The following is a 19765-nucleotide window of genomic DNA, read 5'->3' as shown; positions in this document are numbered from 1 at the left end:
GTTGATCGGCGTCTCCCGCTCATGCTCGAGTGCGTCGGCCAGCTGCTGCAATGCGGTTTGCATGTAGGCACACATTCTGGCGGGCACGCCGTCTGCCGAGGCCTGCGCCGTCAGTTGGAAACCATCGCCAAGATCATCCATGGAGAGGCTCACCGGATAGGTGCTACGTTCTTCTCCCCCCAGAACATCGATCCCCGGCCACGCCTGCAGCACGGTGCCATTGAGATTGGCCCGACTCAGCCGGCGATAGTTGAACAAGGCATTGAACAACACGCGCTGTGTGGACGTGCCGCTACAACGCTGCGCCAGCGACAGCGAAGCGTGTTCATGCGCCAACAGCTCACTCAGCCAGGCATGCGTCTGCTTGATGACGGCACGCACGCTGGCCCGACCCAAGCGAACCCGGATCGGCAACGTGTTGATGAACATTCCGATGGCACGTTCGATCTCCTTTCCCTGCGTTCTCCCCAGCATGACGGTGCCGAACACCACGTCCTGCTGCCCCGACGCTGCGGAAAGCACCTGCGCCCAGGCGACGTGACACAACGTGGCAACGCTAACCCCCAATCGCCTCGCCTGTACTTGCAACCGCTGCGCAATCGAGGCGTCGACCTGGATGACTGCCCTGCGCACTTGCTGGTCAACCACACCTTGATCCTGCAACCCGAATGCAATGGTCGGCTCGCACACATCGCCGAGCATTTCCTTGAAGAAGCGCGCGTGCTCCTCTGCGTGCTGATCGCGGCGGGCATGCATGGTGTAGGTGCGATACCGGAACGGCGGCGGCAATCGTGCGCCGTCTCCGCGCAGATGGCTGTCGATCTCTTCCAGCAACCCTGTCAGGGACGCAGCGTCTCCGACCAAATGGTGGAACAGTAGCCCGCCCACCCAACGTTGGCCGACGGCATCGTAGGCATAGCACAGACGCAGCAAGGGAGCTTGCCGCAGATCGAGTTGCTGGCGCGCCGGATCCAGGTGGGCACGCAGCAGTTGTAGGACATCCTCCTCAGCAGGACCCACCGCAATCTCGATCATCGGCACGGTCGCCTGCCGCCAGACCACCTGAAGCGGCGCATCCAACTGCTCCCAGACCAACGCAGTACGCAGAATGTCGTGACGTGCGACCACGCACTGGAGCGCGGCTGCGAATGCATCCAGGCGAGCCCGATCCGAAAAAACGAACAGCGCATATTGCAGATAGGGATCGCCCTGAGTCGCTGTCAAATGATGGTAGGCAATGCCTTCCTGCAGTGGTGCCGCCGGATAGATGTCCTGCACGTTGCGCGCACCACCGGGCACCGTGCTGACGATGGTATCGATTGCTTGCTGTGACAGCTCCACCAGCGGAAGCAGATCCGGCGTGATGCGGTCGCACCCTTCTGGAATGCGCGGCTCGGGAATCTCCTCGTCGCGACTGGCGCCAACCGCCGCCGCCATCCCCATCACGGTGGGTCGAGCAAGCAGAGACTTTACATTGGCTTCAAGGCCATGCTGTCGCATCCGCTCCAACAACGCGACGATTAGAAGGGAGTGCCCGCCAAGCTCGAAGAAGTGATCGTATCGACCGACTTGCTCGATCTTCAGGACATCGCTCCATAGAACGGCAAGCAACTGTTCGGTCGGCCCCTCAGGCGACACATACCCCTGCTGGGCATACGCCTGTGCATCGGGCGCAGGCAAGGCATGACGATCCAACTTGCCATTGGGTGTCATCGGCAAGAGGTCCATGCGGATGTAAACCGCAGGCACCATGTAATCGGGAAGCCGCTGCTGCAGCTGCTCGCGCAGACGCTCGGCAGTCACCTCGGGCGCGTCGCTCACGTAGTACGCCACAAGACATTTTTCTCCCGACGCCGCAGTGTGAATCACCACCGCCGCATCGGCCACCAACGGGTTGTCCAGGATCCTGGAGCTCACCTCCGCAGGCTCGATCCGAAAACCACGCAATTTGATCTGGTCATCGTTACGCCCGAGGTACTCGAGCGTTCCGTCGGGCATCCAGCGCGCCAGGTCGCCGCTGCAATACATTCGTTGCTCTGGCCCAGTGCCGAATGGATCGACCACGAAGCGTTGCTCGGTCAACTCTGGACGATTGAGATAGCCACGCGTGACCTGGCTGCCAGCGATGCACAGTTCTCCGGCCACACCAGCAGGAACCGTCTGCCTATTCGCATCCAGCAGATAGACACGCATATTGTCGATCGGCCGCCCGATCGGAATGGTGGCCAATGTGCCTGCGTCCCAATCCAGTGGGATTTCATACGCCACGCATCCGACCACCGTTTCGGTCGGTCCATACTCATTGACCACGCGCGCATGAGGTGCAAGCTGACGCAATCGCTTGACCGTCGATGCGTGCAAGGCCTCGCCACCGACTACAAACAACGACACCGACGGAGTACCGCCACAGGCAGCCAGCTGCTGCGTCAAGACATCCAGGTGGGCCGGCGTGATCTTGACCAAGCACAGTGGCTGATCGGCGCAGACTCGCTTCAACAAGGCCTCGATCTCGTCCCGCTCAGGAAGCAGTTCGGTGGTACCGCCACATAGCAAAGGCAGGTAGAGACTGGTGACGGTTGCATCGAAAGAAAGCGACGACGACACCACTGCGCCTTGCCGGGGGTGATAGTGGTCGATCGCCCAATGCAGGTAGTTGCTCAGGGCGTCGTGGGGAACCATCACCCCCTTCGGACGACCGCTGGAGCCGGAGGTATAGATCACATACGCCAGATGGCACGGCGAAAACCCTGCGACCAGCGGAGTATCGGTGGGCCGATGCAGCCACTCAGGCGTATCCACATCGATCAGAATGGCGTTTGTGTCCTCCAACAGATCGCGAGTTGCCGAATGGACGATGAGCGCACGCGGTGTGCTGTCGGACAGCATGTAGGCCAGACGCTCGGACGGATAACGCGGATCCAGCGGAACATAGGCACTGCCTGCCTTCAGGACCGCAAGCAACGCCACCACCAATTCGGGGCAGCGCTCCATGCACAAGGCGACGCGCTGGTCCAGCCCAATCCCAAGTGCAATCAAGTGATGCGCAAGCTGATTCGACCTTGCATTGAGCTGGGCATAGGTCAGGCGCAAGTCACCAAAGGCCACTGCTACCGCATCCGGTGTCCGCTGTACCTGCGCCTCGAACATCGCAGGCAGTGTCGCCACCGGCATCTGCGTTTTCCTGCCGCGACTCCAGGTATTCAGGCATGCCAGCTCATCGGCGGTACATAGTTCGATCTGGTTCAAAGGACGGCTCGGGTGCGCCACCACCTGCATCATGAGCTGGACCAGACGCTGCGTCATTTGTGCTACCTGGTCGGCAGCAAAATAGCCCTTGTTGTAGATCGCATGGAGCCAAGCAATATCGTCATTGGCGTTGCGCCTGACGTACAACGACAACGGATTGTATTCGCGATTATTGGATGCCTTGACAAAAACTCCCCGCGCGACTCCGAAGCGATACACGTGTCCGGTTTGCTCGAAGGAAAACACCATCTCGAAAAAGCGCGTCGCACCACTCTTCCACAATCCACAGGCACGCCCCATCTCGCTGACAGGAAAGCGCTGATGACGGTAGTCCTTGCGCAATTCTCGCGACACTAGTCGCACCGCATCAATGAAAGGCATCGCAGGGTCGAAGCGCATGCGCACCGGATTTATCTGTGCGCACAGTCCAATCGAATTCTTGAACTGGTGACCGGCACGATTGAGGATCGGCACGCCGACGACCAACTCTTCACGCTGTTGCGTGCGAGAGAAGTAGGCATAGAGAAGGACAAGGAGGATCTGAAACTGGGATACGCCGTGATCGGTGGCTAGCTGTGTCAGTCGATCCAGCAGATCGGCAGGAAATTCATGAACAAAGTTGACGCTGACACCCGACACCTCCGCAGTGGACATCGCCCCCGGGGCAGTGGAGAACAGGGGCTCTGGAAGCACGGAATACTTTGCCAGCCAGTATTGACGATCGGTCTCGTACTGCGCGGAGTGCTGGTAGGAACGATCGCTCTCGATGAAGTCACGGTAGGATCTGACGTCCACTGTCGCCGGACGGCCCTCACGCATTTCGCTGTAGAGGCGGCCCAGAGTTTCCATCGTCAGGAACAAGGACCAGCCATCCATCAGGATGTGGTGCAGGCTCACCATCAGATACCACTTGCCAGCATCGAAGCGGCACAACGAAAGGCGCATCAGCGGCGTGCCGTCGAACTGAAACGGCGTCTCCATGTGCTCCTGGATCCATTGCTCCAGCCATCCCTGACGGTCCTGCACAGACGTAATATCGGCGAATGGCACGGGCAGATGCATCGTCTCAGCGAAGCACTGCAGCGGGATTCCCTCCTCGTCCACGTCTTCCGTTATGCACATCCGCAGGACTTCGCATTGATCGACTAATGTTTGTGCCGCACGCTGCAAGCATCCGACATCGATATCGCCATCGATCTCGATATAGCCACCGATGTTGGAAGAAACCGACTGCCCGAGCATCAGTTGTTCCAACCAGATCTCTCTCTGAGGACTGCTCAGCGGAAAGACAGGCCGATCGGTCGTTTGCATTGCATAGTCCTTGATGATGGGTACAGTTCGTCCCGTGACGCTTCGCATGAAGAATGCGGCGACCGAATACTGTTTCCCAAGTGATAGGGAGATGATGGGCGCTACTTTTTTATATTCCAGCCTGCCCATTTGATTGAGGCACAGTTACCCTCCCAGAACGAGATCTGGCACCGTCGAGAGGTCATTCCCTTATTTTTTATTCGAAAACTTCACTTTATCGAGTGGCGCGGGCAATGCCATCAATGTATCGATCATGGTAATCGCATCTTCAAAAGGATTCAGTGGCGGGTATCGCACGTGTCGAGCGGCGCCATTGATAGCACGCCAATGACAAAAAACGTCGCGCAAGCGCACTCGACCGGTGCTTCTTATTTCTTATCGATTTCCAGGAAAATCCTTTGTGCCATCAATCAGATTGCTTCGCATCCAGATTTTTATGGCCATCGCGTAGATCTGAGCATAGATGGTTGTGTGTCCGTCACATTTCTGCTCAGCTGGCAATCAGAAGAAGATCTGTCTTCCGATGGATACGGATGGCCGACGTATTGTTATTAATGATGTCTGGTAAAACTCAATCATAATAAGCACGCATGTGTGACGCAGACCGCGCCATCGTGCGAGGCCGTTTTGCGCAAAACTTATCTCGATTGGCTGGAGATCTCGGTCGAGCGATTGCCGATGTGATAACAAGATTGCTCACTGGACGCAGGGTCTAGCGCCCCACACATTCAGCTCCCACCATTCGCCACGACCGTCGCATGTTCTTCGTGCGTCACGCTTGACCACTGTTAGCGCCATCAGCGATGCCACACATAGCCGCACGGCGCAGCAAAGACAGTGCACCCATCGTTTCGAAGGGCAGCCAAAAAATCGTGTGCAGGTCGCGGCATAGAGAGCCACACAGGTGCGTTCCTCATGCACCTGATCCCAGTGCCGAGCTGACGGCACGCGTAAACGTGCATCGGCGCCAGTGGACGAAACTTGCTGGCTCTTGCGCACGCATCAACGACCGTTGATGCAGTTGCTGTAGATCGGGGCGTGCCCTACGCAACGGCTATCGCGCGATACCGCCCGTTTCTGCACCCAAGTGCGAAGAGGTATTGAACGCAGTGCTAGCGTTATAGCTACAACCGCACCATTGCGATTCCAGCTAGCCTCCACTGCACACAGCCATCAGGGCGATCTGCCATGCAGGCGGACCGCCGGCTAGCGACACCTCGACGGCCCGGCCCCGCAATCAAGACGGCGACTGAGCACGACGGCATGAGCCCAAAACCAAAACACTGCAGGCGGCCTGCCGTTGGACCGCATCGTCATCCCGCCAGGAGGCGTCTGCACGGATGTCTCCCTCCCTGATGCACACAGCACAGTTGCTCGACACGCATGACGCGCTCGCTGATCCGCGAAGCGCGCAATAGCCACACCATCCGTCCTAGCGCCTGCCACCAGCAAACAAAAAAGGACCCGAAGGTCCTTTTTTGAAGATGCATTGAACGGCATCTTGAATTTGGAGCGGGAAACGAGACTCGAACTCGCGACCTCAACCTTGGCAAGGTTGCGCTCTACCAACTGAGCTATTCCCGCGTGGAGCGAAATTGTACAGCTTTTCACTTCGTTGCGCTAGCCCTACTGTCGTTCCCGACTGCAGAAAACAGCGCGTGCGATATGGAGGCCTGGGCCGGAATTGAACCGGCGTACGCGGATTTGCAGTCCGCTGCATAACCACTCTACCACCAGGCCGAAACATCAAACCCAAGGCATCCTGCCTTAAAACAACGAGACCCCTGACACGGGGCCTTGTCTACCTCTGGAGCGGGAAACGAGACTCGAACTCGCGACCTCAACCTTGGCAAGGTTGCGCTCTACCAACTGAGCTATTCCCGCTTGGGAGGCGAAATTCTACAGCGAACAGGATAGCTGTCAACTGTTGCTTTCGATTTTTTTCGGCTTGTTGCTGATCGCTGCTTTTTCATCGGCGCGCAGGCTTGGCCAGGCGGCCTGCAGATACTGGAAACCCGACCACAGTGTCAGCAATGCGGCAATGGCCAGCGTCCAGTAACCGGCACGGAAAATCAGGTTGCCCAGCCAGATTTCATGCGTGGGCATCTGTCCCGGCGTGACCGAGTACAACAGACAAAGCAGAGCGACCATCTGCGCGGTGGTCTTGATCTTGCCGATCGCCGCCACGCGCACCTTGGCACGCTGGCCGATCTCGGCCATCCACTCGCGCAGTGCAGAGACGGCAATCTCGCGCCCGACGATGACCGCAGCCCAGAACGCCATCCACGGCGTAGGATGGCCTTGAACGATCAGGAACAGGGCCACTGCGACCATCAACTTGTCGGCGACCGGGTCGAGGAACGCCCCGAACGCAGAATACTGGTGATAGCGCCGCGCAACCCAGCCATCCAGCCAATCGGTGATGGCGGCGAGTGCGAACACGCCGGCGGACGCGAAATTCGTCCACGTGTACGGCAGGTAAAACACCACGACCAACACCGGGATCATCAGGATCCTCAGCAATGTCAGCCACGTGGGGATGGTCAACTTCATTACGGACTTGCCTCGCCTGCCGCATCGGGAAGCGCCAGCCCGTGCAGGTTAGCGTAGATTCGCGCGGCAAGTGCGGCATTGACCCCCTCCACCCGCGCAATCTCGGCCTCGCCAGCGGCTTTGAGGCCGACCAGTCCGCCGAAATGCTTGAGCAGACTCGCACGACGCCGCGGACCGATGCCGGGGATATCCTCAAGTTTGCTGGTCATGCGGGCCTTCTGGCGGCGCCCACGGTGGCCGGTGATCGCGAAGCGGTGCGCTTCGTCACGCACCTGCTGGATGAATTGCAGCGCGGGCGACGCCGCACCCGGTCGCAGCTCGCGGCCGTCGGCCATGATCAGCGCCTCGTGCCCTGCCCTGCGTTCCTCACCCTTGGCCACGCCAACCAGCAAAACGTTCTCGACCCCGAGGTCGGCCAGCGCGGCCTGTGCCTGCGCCAGCTGGCCGGCGCCGCCGTCGATCAGCAACACGTCGGGGAGCACGCCATTCTCTTCCACTGCGCGACGGAAGCGGCGCTCGATCGCCTGTCTCATGGCTGCGTAATCGTCGCCCGGGGTGATGCCGGAAATATTGAAGCGCCGATACTGGCCACGCACCGGGCCACTGGCATCGAACACCACGCACGATGCGACGGTCGCCTCGCCCATGGTGTGGCTGATGTCGAAGCACTCCACGCGTTTGACCGGCTCGGCCAGCCCGAGCATCTCGCGTAAGGCTTCGCTGCGAGCGTGCTGCGCGCTCTGGCTGGTGAGTTCGGTGACCAGGGTCAGCTGCGCGTTGCGCGTGGCCAGTAGCAGATAGCCGGCGCGCTCGCCGCGCACGTTCCACTTCAGCGCCACCTTGTGTTCGGCCGCCGTACTGAGCGCGGCTTCGATCAACTCGGCCTCCGGGATTTCGCGGTCGAGCAGGATCTCGCGCGGTGGCGAGTGCTCTGCGTAGTACTGCGAGACGAACGCGCCGAGGATTTCGTCTGCGCTGTCTTCGCCATTGGTCTTGGGAAAGAACGAGCGCGTGCCGAGATTGCGGCCATCGCGAAAACTCAGCAGCAACACGCAGGCCTGACTGGATTGTGTGGCGCAGGCCAACACATCCAGATCGGCTGCGCGGCCGTCGACGTACTGACGGTTCTGCATGCTGCGCAGCGATGACAGCAGATCACGCAAACGCGCGGCGCGCTCAAATTCAAGCGCCTCGCTGGCCTGCTGCATCGACTGCATAATCTCTTCACCAAGCTGATCGCTCTTGCCTTCGAGAAACATGGTGGCGCGGCGCACCGATTCTGCGTAATCGGGCGCCGCCACCAGGTCGACGCACGGCCCGCTGCAACGCCCGATCTGATACTGCAGGCACGGCCGCGAGCGGTTACGGAACACGCTGTCTTCGCAGCTGCGCAGCTTGAACAACTTGTGCATCAGGCTGAGCGTCTCGCGCACGCCAGTCACGCCAGTGTAGGGCCCGAAATACCGCCCCTGCACCGCACGCGGGCCGCGGTGCAAGGCGATGCGCGGCCAGTCTTCGCGCGTCAACAACACATACGGATAACTCTTGTCGTCGCGCAAGGAAACGTTGTAGCGCGGCGACAGCGACTTGATGAGCTGGTTTTCCAGCAGCAGCGCTTCGGCTTCGCTGCGGGTCACGGTGACATCCATGCGCGCGACCTGCGACAACATCGAGGTCAACCGGGCATTTTTCGGCGTGCCGTTGAAATAGCTGCCCACGCGCTTACGCAACGCACCCGCCTTGCCGACGTAGAGCAAGGTGTCGTCGCCCGCATACATGCGGTAGACGCCAGGCGCGGTGCTCAGCTGCGCAGCAAACGCTTTTCCATCGAAATCGCTTTGGGGCCTTGCGTTCATTCGTCTATCGAAACATCACTCAGTGCGCCGCTCGCAAGGTCGTACCGCAAGATGGCGTGTGCATCGGTTTCTGCGATCCACACCGCCCCAGCAGCGACCGCGAGACCGGCCGGGCCGTGCAAGCGGCGCGGCAACTCGACCGTGGTCAATTCACCGCCCCCCAGACGCAGGCAGCGCAGGCGGCCATTGCCGGTGTCGGCGATCCACAGCAGCGGCGAATCGGCCGCCAGTGCGATGGCCTGCGGGAATTGCAGACGCGCCGTGCTGCGTGGGCCGTCTTGATCTCCAAACTGCCAGGTGCCCTGCCCGCCGACCAAGGTCTGCACCAGATCGCCGCGCAATTGCATGGTGCGGATCGACGAGCCCAGTCCGTCGCAGACATAGGCGACCTGCTGCACCGAAGCCAACCCGGCCGGCTGTGCGAAGGCAGCAAGATGGCCACTGCCGTCGCGCGTTTCCAGGGCACCAGTGCCTGCACGTGCAGTCAACGCAGCGCGGCCCAGGTGATAACTCCAGATGCGGTTATCGCCGGCCATGGCGATCAATACCTGATTGTCGGCAATGGCCAGACCTTGCGGATAGTTCAGCGCAGAGGCTCCGGCTGACGCCAGCGGGCCTTCGACCGGCTCGCCGGAGCGGCCTGTACCGCACAAGGTATCCACCTGCCCACTGCGCAGGTTGATGCGGCGCAGCGCGTGATTGCCGGTGTCGGCCACATACAACTGGTCGCGCTCCAGCGCCAATCCCTGCGGACGTCGAAATGCCGCTTCGCCGACGCCGCCGTCGATAAGGTCGGCATTGCCATGCCCAAACTGGCGCAATACGCGTCCGCTGTGCGTGCACTCGAGCACCCGGTGGTGGCCGGTATCGGCGACATACAAGCGGTCTTCCGTCGCAGCCAGGCCGGTAGGAAAACGCAACGCCAGGTGCGGCTCGGGATCGCGCTCGGCCACGCCGTGCAGGTCGGCATCCGATGGCGGCTGCTGGCCTTCGCACAGAGCAGTCAGCGCCTTGTCCAGATCGCCGGTGACGCCCACCAGGCGCTGCCGCTCGCGGCCGTAGGCATCCAGCAGCACCAGCGTTGGCCAAGATTCGATGCCGAAGCGGCGCCAGGTTTCCCAGTCCTTGTCGAGCAGGATCGGCGCACTCACACCATGTCCGCGCAGTTGTTTAAGCGCGCGTTGCGGCAGGCGTTCGCTGTCGAAACGCGGCACTTGCACCACGATCACCTGCAGCCGGCCGGGACTGCGGGCCTGCCAGTGCGCGAGCTCGGCCAGGCGCTCGGCGCACCACACCGAACTGGCGTTGACGAACGCCAGCACCAGCGCACGGCCGCGATGCTCCTGCAGTGTGGATGGCCTGGCATTGAGCCAGGTGGGAAACTCCGGCAGTTCCTGGGTGAGCTGGACATTCATGGGGTGATTATGCCCAAGCGCGATCAGCCGCGGGTGAGTCTGGCCACGGTCAGGCGCGCGGCAGCGTCGACCAGCTGCCATACCTGCTCGAAGTCATCCATGCTGCCGGTATACGGGTCGGGAATGTCATCGCGCTCGTCGATGCCGGCCCAGGGCAGCCATAGGGCCACCTTGTCGCGCTGCGCCGCCGGGGCGAGCCGCTGCAGATCGCGCAGATTGCTGCCGTCTGCGCATAACAGCCAGTCGAAATGCTCGAAATCCGAACGCGTCACCTGACGTGCGCGAAGACCCGAGATATCCACGCCATGCCCGCGCGCGCAGCGGATCGCGCGCGGGTCCGGCGGATCGCCGGCATGCCAGTCGCCGGTGCCTGCCGAATCGACCTCGATGCGCCGCGACAGCCGCGCCTGGTCCAGTTGCGCACGCAAGGCGCCCTCGCCCATCGGCGAGCGGCAGATATTGCCCAGGCAGACAATCAGCACCCTCATGCCGAGGCCACCCGCGTCTGTGCACGGGCGAGATCTTCCGGGGTGTCGATGCCCGGCGGAAACGGCTCGGGCGTCACTGCCACGGCGATGCGATAGCCGGCTTCCATCACGCGCAATTGTTCCAGCGATTCGATGCGCTCCAGCATGCCGGTCGGCATAGCCGCAAAGCGCTGCAGGAAGCCGGCGCGATAGGCGTAGATGCCGATGTGGCGCAGCCACTGACCTTCTGCAGGCACGCCGTCGCGCTGGCTGGCGAAGCTGTCGCGGTGCCAGGGAATCGGCGCGCGGCTGAAATACAGCGCATCGCCACCGGCCGTACGCACCAGTTTCACCACGTTGGGATCGAACAGGTCGTGCGCGTTGTCCACCAACGCGGCCAGCGTGGCCATCTCAGCGCCGGAGTGCTGCAGCAGATCGGCAACCGCACAGAGACCGGCAGCCGGTGCGAACGGTTCGTCGCCTTGCAGATTGACCACGCAGGTCTGGTCGTCCCAGCCGGCAATGCGTGCGCATTCGGCAAGGCGGTCGGTGCCGGAAAGATGCGCAGTGCCCGTCATCGCCACATGCACCCCAGGCAGATGCTCGATCGCCGCTGCGATGCGCGCGTCGTCGGTGGCCACCCACACCTCGCGCGCCCCCGCCAGCAACGCACGCTCGGCTACACGCTGAATCATCGGGCGATCGCCGATCCGTTGCAGCGGCTTGCCGGGCAGCCGCGTGGAGGCGTAACGGGCGGGGATGGCGACGACGAAATCGGCAGGTGCGGTGGGTGTCATACGTGCGCGCTCTGGGATGCAGTAAAAAGTGGAGAAACGAGAGAACCCAATCGCATGCTGTCTCTGTGGGATTGAGCGAAGTCGCGGTAGTCAGTGAGAGCAGCGATGCGCTACATCAGCACGTTGATGCTGCTCCATGCGTGCAGTATTCGCGACCATGATGCCTACGAGATTCCTGACTGGTCATTGCACACGCACCGTCACGTAAGAACTAGATCGACGTCCTGGCGGTGTGTCCCGACATGGTGGACGGGCAGCACCCCGCAAGGACACCATTGCCAGCTCCGCACTCACACGCCCTGCCGGCTTGCCAATTTGTTCAGCCGGTCCAACAGGCTCACCCAGAACGCGGCCGGCAGCTCCGCTTTGAGCGGCACGCTATACAACCATTCGTCCGCAAACGGACGGCATTTCACCGCGTCCTTTTCGGTCATCAGCACCGGCAGGCGGCTTCCGAAGCTGAAATCCGCGGCGCGGTAGACGTGATGATCCGGAAACGCATGCGGCACCACGCCGATGCCGCGCGCACGCAGCATCGCGAAGAAGCGCTCCGGATGCGCGATACCCGCAACGGCATGCACGCGTTGTCCGGCAAGCATGCTCAAGGGCTGCGCACGCTTGCCGTCCATCGGCTGCACGCTGTCGATGCTCAAGCGCATCTGCCATTCGCCGAACCCGGCATCGTCCGGCGCCTGCGCCGCTGCGGTAGCACTGGCCTGGCCAAGGTTGACCACGCGGAAGTCGCAATCGCACGCGCGCGTGACCGGTTCGCGCAGCGGCCCGGCAGGCAGTAGGCGTCCATTGCCGTAGCGACGCTGGCCATCGACCACTTCGATTTCGACATCGCGCGCCAGACGGTAATGCTGTAACCCGTCATCGCAGATCACGATGTCGCAGCCCGCCTCGACCAGGGCGCGGGCAGCAGCGAGCCGGTCGCTATCGACACGCACGCGCGCACCGGTTTTCCAAGCGATCAGCACCGGCTCATCGCCGCCGAGCGCCACCGGCGTGTCTGCCTCGACCCACCGCGCATGAGCAGGCTCATCGCGACCGTAGCCACGGCTGGCCACGCCAGGCGTCCAGCCGGCTTCCTGTAGCTTCGAGACCAAGGCAATCGTCAGCGGCGTCTTGCCGGTGCCACCGGCAGTGACGTTGCCGACCACGATCACCGGCACCGGCACGCCGTGGCGCTTGCGCCAACCGCGGCGATACAGCGCCCGTCGTAACGCGATCGCAGCGCCATAGACTGGCGCCAGGATGCGCGCCGGCAAGGGAATCGGCGTGTTGTCGTACCAGTAGCCCGGCGTGCGGGTGCCGCGCTTGCTCATGCCTGACGTTCGCGGAACTGCATGCCGTGCAGGTGCGAATACAAACCGCCCTGCGCCAGCAATTGGTGATGCGTCCCGCGCTCGACGATCCGCCCCTGGTCCATCACCAGCACCTGATCGGCATGCTCGATGGTGGACAGGCGATGCGCGATCACCAGCGTGGTGCGGTCGGGCATCAGCTTGTGCAGAGCATCTTGCACCAAGCGCTCGGATTCGTTGTCCAGCGCTGCGGTGGCTTCGTCCAGAATCAGGATCGGCGCATCCTTGAGCATTGCGCGTGCAATTGCCAGGCGCTGGCGCTGGCCGCCGGACAGGCGCCCCCCCTTGGTGCCGACATGCGACTGCAGGCCTTCGGGCAGTTGCGCGACAAATTCCATCGCATTGGCGCCCAAGATCGCCCGCTCCAGCTGGCTGGCATCGGCATTACGCATTTCGCCGAACGCCACGTTATCGGCGATGCTACCGTCGAACAGCATGACCTGCTGGCCGACCAGCGCAATTTGCCGACGCAGATCCGACAACGCGTACGCCTGCACCGGGTGACCGTCGAGCAGGATCTGCCCGGCCTCGGCTTCATAGAAGCGAGGGATCAATTTGATCAGGCTGGATTTACCGCTGCCCGAGCGCCCGACGATCGCGGTCACCGTGCCCGGTTGCGCGACAAAGCTGACATCGGCCAAGGCCGGATTGACCTGGCCCGGATAGCGCGCAGTGACATCGCGGAATTCGATCAAGCCCTTGGCACGCGTCAGCGGCACGGCGCCTTGATCCGGCTCGTCCGGGCTATCAAGCACCGAGAACAGACGCTCCGCCGACGCCAGACCGCGCTGCACCATGTTCTGCACGTTGGTGAGCTGCTTGAGGCCCGGAATGATCGTCAGCATCGAAGTCATCAGCACGACGAAATCGCCGGCCGTCAACCGCCCGGCCAGTGCCTGTGCACCGGCCACAAACAGCAATGCCGACAAGCCGATTGCGCCAATCATCTGCACCGTCGCAGTGGAAATGCCTCGCGTGGATTCGACCTTCATCGCCAGGCGCAGATTGCGGTCGGCCAATGCGCCATAGCGCTCCATCTCGGTCTGCTGCGCGCCGTAGATCTTGACCTCCTGATGGCTGGACAAGGTCTGGTCGGCGGCTTGCAGCAGCTGTGCGCCGCTTTCCTGGATGCTGTGGCTGATACGCCGATAGCGCCGCGCCACCTTGTCCATCACCCAGGCCAGCACCGGAGCGAGCACCAGAATGGTCAATGTCACCTGCCAGCTATGCCACAGCATCAGCGCCAGCGCGCCGATGACCTGCAACGATTGCTGGATCATCACCTTCACCGCGTCCACCGCGGCTTGCGCCACCTGGTCCGAATCCGAACCCAGGCGGATCAGCATCGACGGCACCGGCTCGGAATCGAAGCGCGAGCCGGGCAAACGCAGATATTTCGCCATCACCTTGATGCGCAGATCGCGCGCGATGCTGCGCGCGGATTTGCCCATCGCCATATCGGTGATGTAGCCGGCGACGCCGCGCACCACGAACAGCAGGATGATCTGCACCGGCAGCCAGCGACTGACTTCGGCATTCTTGTAGATGAAGGTCTCATCGGTGATCGGCTTCATCAACGCCAGAAAACCGGTGGTGCCGGCCGCTTCGATCAACGCCGCAATCAGCGCGGCGACCAGCAGCAGCCGATACGGCTTGGCGAACGCCAGCAGGCGACGGTACGTGCGCCAGGATGAGACTGGCGCCGGGCGGTCGGTGGAGTTGGTCACTGGCGGGTTCCGTTGGTACTTGTCTTGCCGGTCGTGCTCGTCGCGCCGGCCGGGGGCGCGGTGGCGATGGCAATACGCCGGAAGCCGAGCTGGCCCAGCGCATCCTGCGCGGTGACCACTGCCTGATACGGCGTGCGTGCATCGGCGCGCATCAACACGGTCTGCTCGCGATCATCGCCCGCGATCTGGGCGATGGTCTGCTTGAGCGAATCCACGTCCGAGCGCAGCACCTCCTGATCGTTGATGAAATAACGCCCGTCGGCATTGACCAGCACGCTCAACGAACGCGGCGGCGTGCTGGTGTGTTGGTCGCTGGCGGTCGGCAGCTCCAATTGCAGCGTGGAGCGTGCGTCGAAGGTCGTGGTCACCACGAAAAAGATGATGAGGACGAGGATGACGTCAATCAATGGCACCAGATCGATATGCGGCTCGTCCTGGCTTCGGTCGCTGCCGATGCGCATCCGTCAGCCCTTTGCCGTGACGGGCTTGGCGCCCGCTGCGGCCGGTGCCACGGCTGCTGGCACCACGCGGCCATCCATGGTGTCCAGCAACAAGGTGGCTTCCTGTTCCATCTCGATGATGTAACCGGCAATGCGTCCCTTGAAGAAGCGATGCGCCATCAACGCCGGCACGGCGATGATCATGCCGGTGGCGGTGCACACCAGCGCCTTGCCGATGCCGCCGGCCAGTTGATTCACATCGCCCACGCCGTGATCGAGGATGCCCAGAAACATCTGGATCATGCCAACCACGGTGCCCAGCAGGCCCAACAACGGCCCGGCGGATGCGATCGTGCCCAACGCGTTCAGATAGCGCTCCATCCGGTGCACCACATGCCGGCCGGTGTCTTCGATGCGTTCGCGGATCAACTCACGCGGGCGGCCAAGCACGTCCAGCGCGGCGGCCAACAAGGCGCCCAACGGCGAATTGCGGCGCAGGGATTCGATATGGGTGGGGTCCAGCTTGCCGCGCGCGGCCCAGTTACGCACCTCTTCGCCCAGACCCGGCGGCGTCACCTCGTTGCGGCGCAAGCTCCACAGACGCTCCAGCACGATCGCCAGGGCAACCACCCCCAGCAACAGCAACGGCACCATCGGCCAACCGCCTGCCTTGACCAGCTCCAACACGATTCGATTCCTCCGGCAACGCGGCCGCCTATTCGCTGGCCGATAGGATAGCAGCCGACCGCCGCCGTTCCGCAGCATCCCATAGCCGTGGCTGCCAGCGCCGTCGCTCACGCAAACGCAGGCCATCGGCGCCCAGCCAGACCCGGAGCGCGCCGGCCTGCGCGGTATCCAGCACTTCCGCCCCGCCCGCCTGCCAGCGTTGCACCACCTCGGCGAGCGGATGCCCGAATCTGTTGCCGTGGCCAGACGACACCAGCGCCAGGCGTGCGCCGGTCGCAGCGATGAAGCTGGCATTCGAGCCATCAGCGCTGCCATGGTGCGGGACGATCACCAGATCCGCATGCAGGTCCGAGACGTTTCCGCGTAGCAGGCGGCGTTCGACGGTTGCGTCGATGTCGCCCGGCAACAGCGCGCTCGCATGCTGGGTTTCGACCCGCAGCACGCAGCTGGATTGATTACGCAGATACGGAAACCCAGCGGTGGGATGCAGAAAGCGCAAGCGCACACCGTCCCATTCCCACTGCTGCCCGGCGCGGCAGCGGGTGTCGACGTCCAGCGGCGCATCCGGTGGTGCAGCGGTGAATGCGACCGGCAGCCCCGTGCGCACTGCGGCATAGCCACCGGCATGATCGGCGTCGGCATGGCTGAGCACGATGGCGTCCAGCCGGCGCACTCCAAGCGCGCGTAGTGCCGGCAGCACCACGCGCTCGCCAGCATCGAAACCATCGCGCACCGCCGGCCCGGTATCGAACAGCAGCGCATGCCGGTGCGTGCGCACCAGCACCGACAAGCCCTGCCCAACATCCAGTACCTGCACTTCCGCCTCGCCTTGGGCCGGCAGCTCGCGATCCGGCCAGAGCAACGGCAACCACAGCAGCGCCGCCAACGATTTACTCGGCGTCCCGCGCGGCAGCAACAGCCAGAACGCGCCGAGCAAGGCCGCGATCAGGGCAATTCCATCGGACTCCGGCACCCACCACAACGCCACCGGTGTTTGCCCGAGCCAGACGAACCCCGGCCAGGTCAGCTCGAAGCACCAACCCGCGAGCTGCCACGCCCACACGCCGGCCCCTGGGTAGATCGCTTCCAGTGCGGTCCCCACCAGACACAGCGGCACCACCACGAAGGTCCACCACGGAATGGCGACCAGATTGGCGAACGGCCCGACCAGCGATGCCTGCCCGAACAGGCTGACCGTCAACGGCAGCAGGCCGACGGTGGCCACGGTCTGCGCAGACAGGAAGCCGCGCACGATGGCGCGATCGTCAGACGGCAGGCACCAGACCAGCCAGGCCACTCCGGCGAAGCTGAGCCAGAAGCCAGCTACCAGCACGCTGAGCGGGTCCCACAGCAACACCGTCAACAAGGCGAGCGCGAGGATGTGGGCGGTCGAGGCGCGTCGCCGCAGCACTCTGACCAGGGCCACCACCGCAATCATCAACACGGTACGTACCGTCGGCAGCGCCAGGCCTGCCACGACCGCGTAGGCGGCAGCACCAAGTAACGCAGCGATTGATGCCGCGTGGAGGCGCGGCATCAAGATGCCAAGTCGCGGCTGCCAACGCCACACTCCAGCGACCAATAATGCGAAGAATGCCGCGACCAGCCCGACATGAAATCCCGAGATCGCGATCAGATGACTGAGCCCGGTCGCGCGCAACGTCGCCCATGCCGCATCGTCGAGCCCACGCGTATCACCCAGCGCGAGCGCACGCAGGTACGGCGCAGAGGAGCCGCTGACGCGCTCGGCGATGCGTTGCGACATCCTGTCGCGCCAGGCATCCACGCCTTGCGGTGGTGCAGCCTGGTGTGCGGCGGCAGGCACGCGCACATAGCCAGTTGCGGCGATGCGCTGCGCCAGCGCCTGACGCTCCGCATCGAAGCCACCGGGATTGCGCAAACCCCGTGGCGCGCGCAGCTTGAGTCGCAGTTGCCAGCGCGCACCGGCATGCAGCGCTGCGCGCGGGCCGATGCGCTCAGCGCCGAAATCGTCGTACCAGGCCAGCTGTAGGAGCTTTCCACGTAGCGCTGCAGGCTGCGCCTGAGCGTCGTCGACGCGCAGTTGAAAGCGGGTACGGCGCTGCTCGGCGATTGGCAGCCCAACGATCCATCCGCGCACGGTCGTCTCGCGTGCTTCGTCCTGCGGAAGTAGTTGCGCTTGCAGCGCACCGACCACCTGCCATCCCATCAACCCGAATCCGAGCAATACTGCGGACAGCAACACCAACTGCGCTCTCCAGCACGGACGCCGCCACATCGTCATGCCGATGCTTAGCAGCGCCACACAAACGCAGCTGGCATACAACATTTGCGGCAACAGTGCGGGCGACCAGGCGCATGCCACCACGCCAAGCAATAATGCCGCAGCCATGGCAACGGCCGATCCCATCTGCGGCGGCGCTTCTTGCGCTGACACCTCCATGCTGCCGGTCGCCATCCTGGCCCCTCTCACTCAACGCCTTCAGCTTAGGTCGCAAAGGGTTCAACGCACAGCAGAGGTCTGCCTAGGCACGGGTAGGAAGACCACTGTCGCTAAGGTCGCTGATTACGACCACGCACCAACCGCATCGCAGCACTCGCCATGACCTGGTGCGATGCATAGAACAGTGCGTCCATGGAGGTGCATGCCCCGCAGCAAATTGCCCGCTCAGCGATGTCAGCACTCTCTTGGCCCGCATTCGCTTCGATTTCATGGTGTAGGCGCTATGGTCACCGTTGTCTTCCAGGAGCCTCCCCCATGCGTAAAGGCATTGCATTGATTGTCGGTGTGACCGGCATTTCCGGTTACAACCTTGCCAACGTGCTGCTCGCCGACGGCTGGACCGTGTACGGCCTTGCACGTCGACCACTCCCCCACGACGGCGTCATTCCGATCGCGGCAGATCTGCTGGACGCCGAAAGCACCAGCAACGCACTGCGCGGCTTACCGATCACGCATGTGTTCTTCTGCACCTGGACGCGTCGCGACACCGAACGCGAGAACGTCCAAGCCAATGGCGCGATGATGCGGCACCTGTGCGATGCGCTCAGCGATGCGCCGCTGCAGCACATGGCGCTGGTTACCGGCACCAAGCATTACCTGGGCGCTTTCGAAAACTACGGCAGCGGCAAGGCGGAGACGCCGTTCCGCGAAAGCGAGCCACGCCAGCCGGGCGAAAACTTCTACTACACGCTGGAAGACCTGTTGTTCGCACATGCCCAGCAGCATGGTTTCGGCTGGAGCGTGCATCGCTCGCACACCATGATCGGCATGGCCAACGGCAGCAACGCAATGAATATGGGCGTGACGCTGGCAGTGTATGCATCGCTGTGCAAGCACACCGGGCAACCATTCGTGTTTCCAGGCTCGCAAGCACAATGGAATAGCCTGACCGACCTGACCGACGCCGGCCTGCTCGGCCGCCAACTGGCCTGGGCCGGGCTTAGCCCTGCTGCGCGCGATCAGGCGTTCAATACCGTCAATGGCGATGTATTCCGCTGGCGCTGGATGTGGGGCGAAATTGCGAAGTTCTTCGAACTCGATGCTGCACCCTGCCCCACGACCCCGGAACCGCTGGAGCCACGCATGAGCCAGACCGCACCTGCCCTGTGGGCGGAGTTGGCCGCGCAACACGGCCTGGTGGAAGCGGACGTCAATCGACTGGCATCGTGGTGGCACACCGACGCCGACCTGGGTCGTGAGATCGAGTGCGTCAACGACATGACCAAGAGCCGCGAACTGGGCTTTATGGACTTCTACGACAGCCGCGCCTCGTTCTTCGAACTGTTCACCCGTCTGCGGGCATTGCGCATCATTCCGTGACCGATGCGCTCACATCGTTGCAGGCCGCATTGGCCTGCAACGATGTCTATACATACCGTCTCATGCCGACGCGATCGATCACCGGACCAACCGCGTT

11 protein-coding genes, 3 tRNA genes and 1 pseudogene are annotated in these 19765 nt (G+C 62.8%); 1 reads left to right on the top strand and 14 read right to left on the bottom strand.

Annotated elements, in window-relative coordinates; translation table 11 throughout:
- The 14 genes and pseudogenes from XpruCFBP8353_RS15545 to XpruCFBP8353_RS15480 form a co-directional block, all read right to left on the bottom strand.
- The coding region (locus XpruCFBP8353_RS15545; RefSeq protein WP_101364034.1) for a non-ribosomal peptide synthetase at window positions 1–4557 on the bottom strand (4557 nt) is incomplete at its 3' end.
- Between the two features lie 1508 nt (window positions 4558–6065).
- A tRNA-Gly gene (locus XpruCFBP8353_RS15540) sits at window positions 6066–6141 on the bottom strand.
- An 82-nt stretch (window positions 6142–6223) separates the two neighbouring features.
- Window positions 6224–6297: transfer RNA gene (locus XpruCFBP8353_RS15535), tRNA-Cys, on the bottom strand.
- Window positions 6298–6365: 68 nt separating this feature from the next.
- Window positions 6366–6441 (bottom strand) — tRNA-Gly (locus tag XpruCFBP8353_RS15530).
- 36 nt (window positions 6442–6477) lie between these two features.
- The gene (gene pgsA / locus XpruCFBP8353_RS15525; protein WP_046964068.1) at window positions 6478–7110 is read right to left on the bottom strand and encodes a CDP-diacylglycerol--glycerol-3-phosphate 3-phosphatidyltransferase; all 633 of its coding nucleotides are present in this window, start codon (window positions 7108–7110) and stop codon (window positions 6478–6480) included.
- Window positions 7110–8966: an excinuclease ABC subunit UvrC gene (gene uvrC, locus XpruCFBP8353_RS15520; protein ID WP_101363990.1), complete on the bottom strand. Its 1857-nt coding sequence runs from the start codon at window positions 8964–8966 to the stop codon at window positions 7110–7112. The genes pgsA and uvrC overlap by 1 nt, the downstream gene beginning before the upstream one ends.
- A complete protein-coding gene (locus XpruCFBP8353_RS15515; RefSeq protein WP_162301072.1) occupies window positions 8963–10381 on the bottom strand; it encodes a hypothetical protein in 1419 nt (472 codons plus the stop codon). The genes uvrC and XpruCFBP8353_RS15515 overlap by 4 nt, the downstream gene beginning before the upstream one ends.
- Window positions 10382–10404: 23 nt before the next feature.
- A complete protein-coding gene (locus XpruCFBP8353_RS15510; RefSeq protein WP_101364033.1) occupies window positions 10405–10869 on the bottom strand; it encodes a low molecular weight protein-tyrosine-phosphatase in 465 nt (154 codons plus the stop codon).
- Window positions 10866–11645, bottom strand: a complete 780-nt coding sequence (gene kdsB / locus XpruCFBP8353_RS15505; RefSeq protein ID WP_101363988.1) for a 3-deoxy-manno-octulosonate cytidylyltransferase — start codon at window positions 11643–11645, stop codon at window positions 10866–10868. The genes XpruCFBP8353_RS15510 and kdsB overlap by 4 nt, the downstream gene beginning before the upstream one ends.
- 290 nt (window positions 11646–11935) lie before the next feature.
- Window positions 11936–12973 (bottom strand): tetraacyldisaccharide 4'-kinase, encoded by a 1038-nt coding sequence (gene lpxK / locus XpruCFBP8353_RS15500; RefSeq protein ID WP_101363987.1) that lies wholly within the window; start codon window positions 12971–12973, stop codon window positions 11936–11938.
- Window positions 12970–14739 (bottom strand): lipid A export permease/ATP-binding protein MsbA, encoded by a 1770-nt coding sequence (gene msbA / locus XpruCFBP8353_RS15495; RefSeq protein ID WP_101363986.1) that lies wholly within the window; start codon window positions 14737–14739, stop codon window positions 12970–12972. Before msbA ends, lpxK begins: the two co-directional genes overlap by 4 nt.
- A complete protein-coding gene (locus XpruCFBP8353_RS15490) occupies window positions 14736–15200 on the bottom strand; it encodes an ExbD/TolR family protein (protein ID WP_101363985.1) in 465 nt (154 codons plus the stop codon). The genes msbA and XpruCFBP8353_RS15490 overlap by 4 nt, the downstream gene beginning before the upstream one ends.
- A 3-nt stretch (window positions 15201–15203) precedes the next feature.
- The gene (locus XpruCFBP8353_RS15485) at window positions 15204–15866 is read right to left on the bottom strand and encodes a MotA/TolQ/ExbB proton channel family protein (protein WP_101363984.1); all 663 of its coding nucleotides are present in this window, start codon (window positions 15864–15866) and stop codon (window positions 15204–15206) included.
- Window positions 15760–18303 (bottom strand): annotated as a pseudogene (locus XpruCFBP8353_RS15480) (DNA internalization-related competence protein ComEC/Rec2); the annotation flags it as partial. The pseudogene XpruCFBP8353_RS15480 and the gene XpruCFBP8353_RS15485, both read right to left, overlap by 107 nt.
- Before the next feature lie 300 nt (window positions 18304–18603).
- Here XpruCFBP8353_RS15480 and XpruCFBP8353_RS15475 point away from each other — a divergent pair.
- A complete protein-coding gene (locus XpruCFBP8353_RS15475; RefSeq protein ID WP_101363982.1) occupies window positions 18604–19668 on the top strand; it encodes an SDR family oxidoreductase in 1065 nt (354 codons plus the stop codon).
- Window positions 19669–19765: the final 97 nt, after the last annotated feature.

This window comes from Xanthomonas prunicola, assembly GCF_002846205.1.
GTDB classification, from domain to species: domain Bacteria; phylum Pseudomonadota; class Gammaproteobacteria; order Xanthomonadales; family Xanthomonadaceae; genus Xanthomonas; species Xanthomonas prunicola.
Note: the sequence above shows the minus strand (reverse complement) of the source record. Positions and strands in the feature narration are given on the sequence as shown.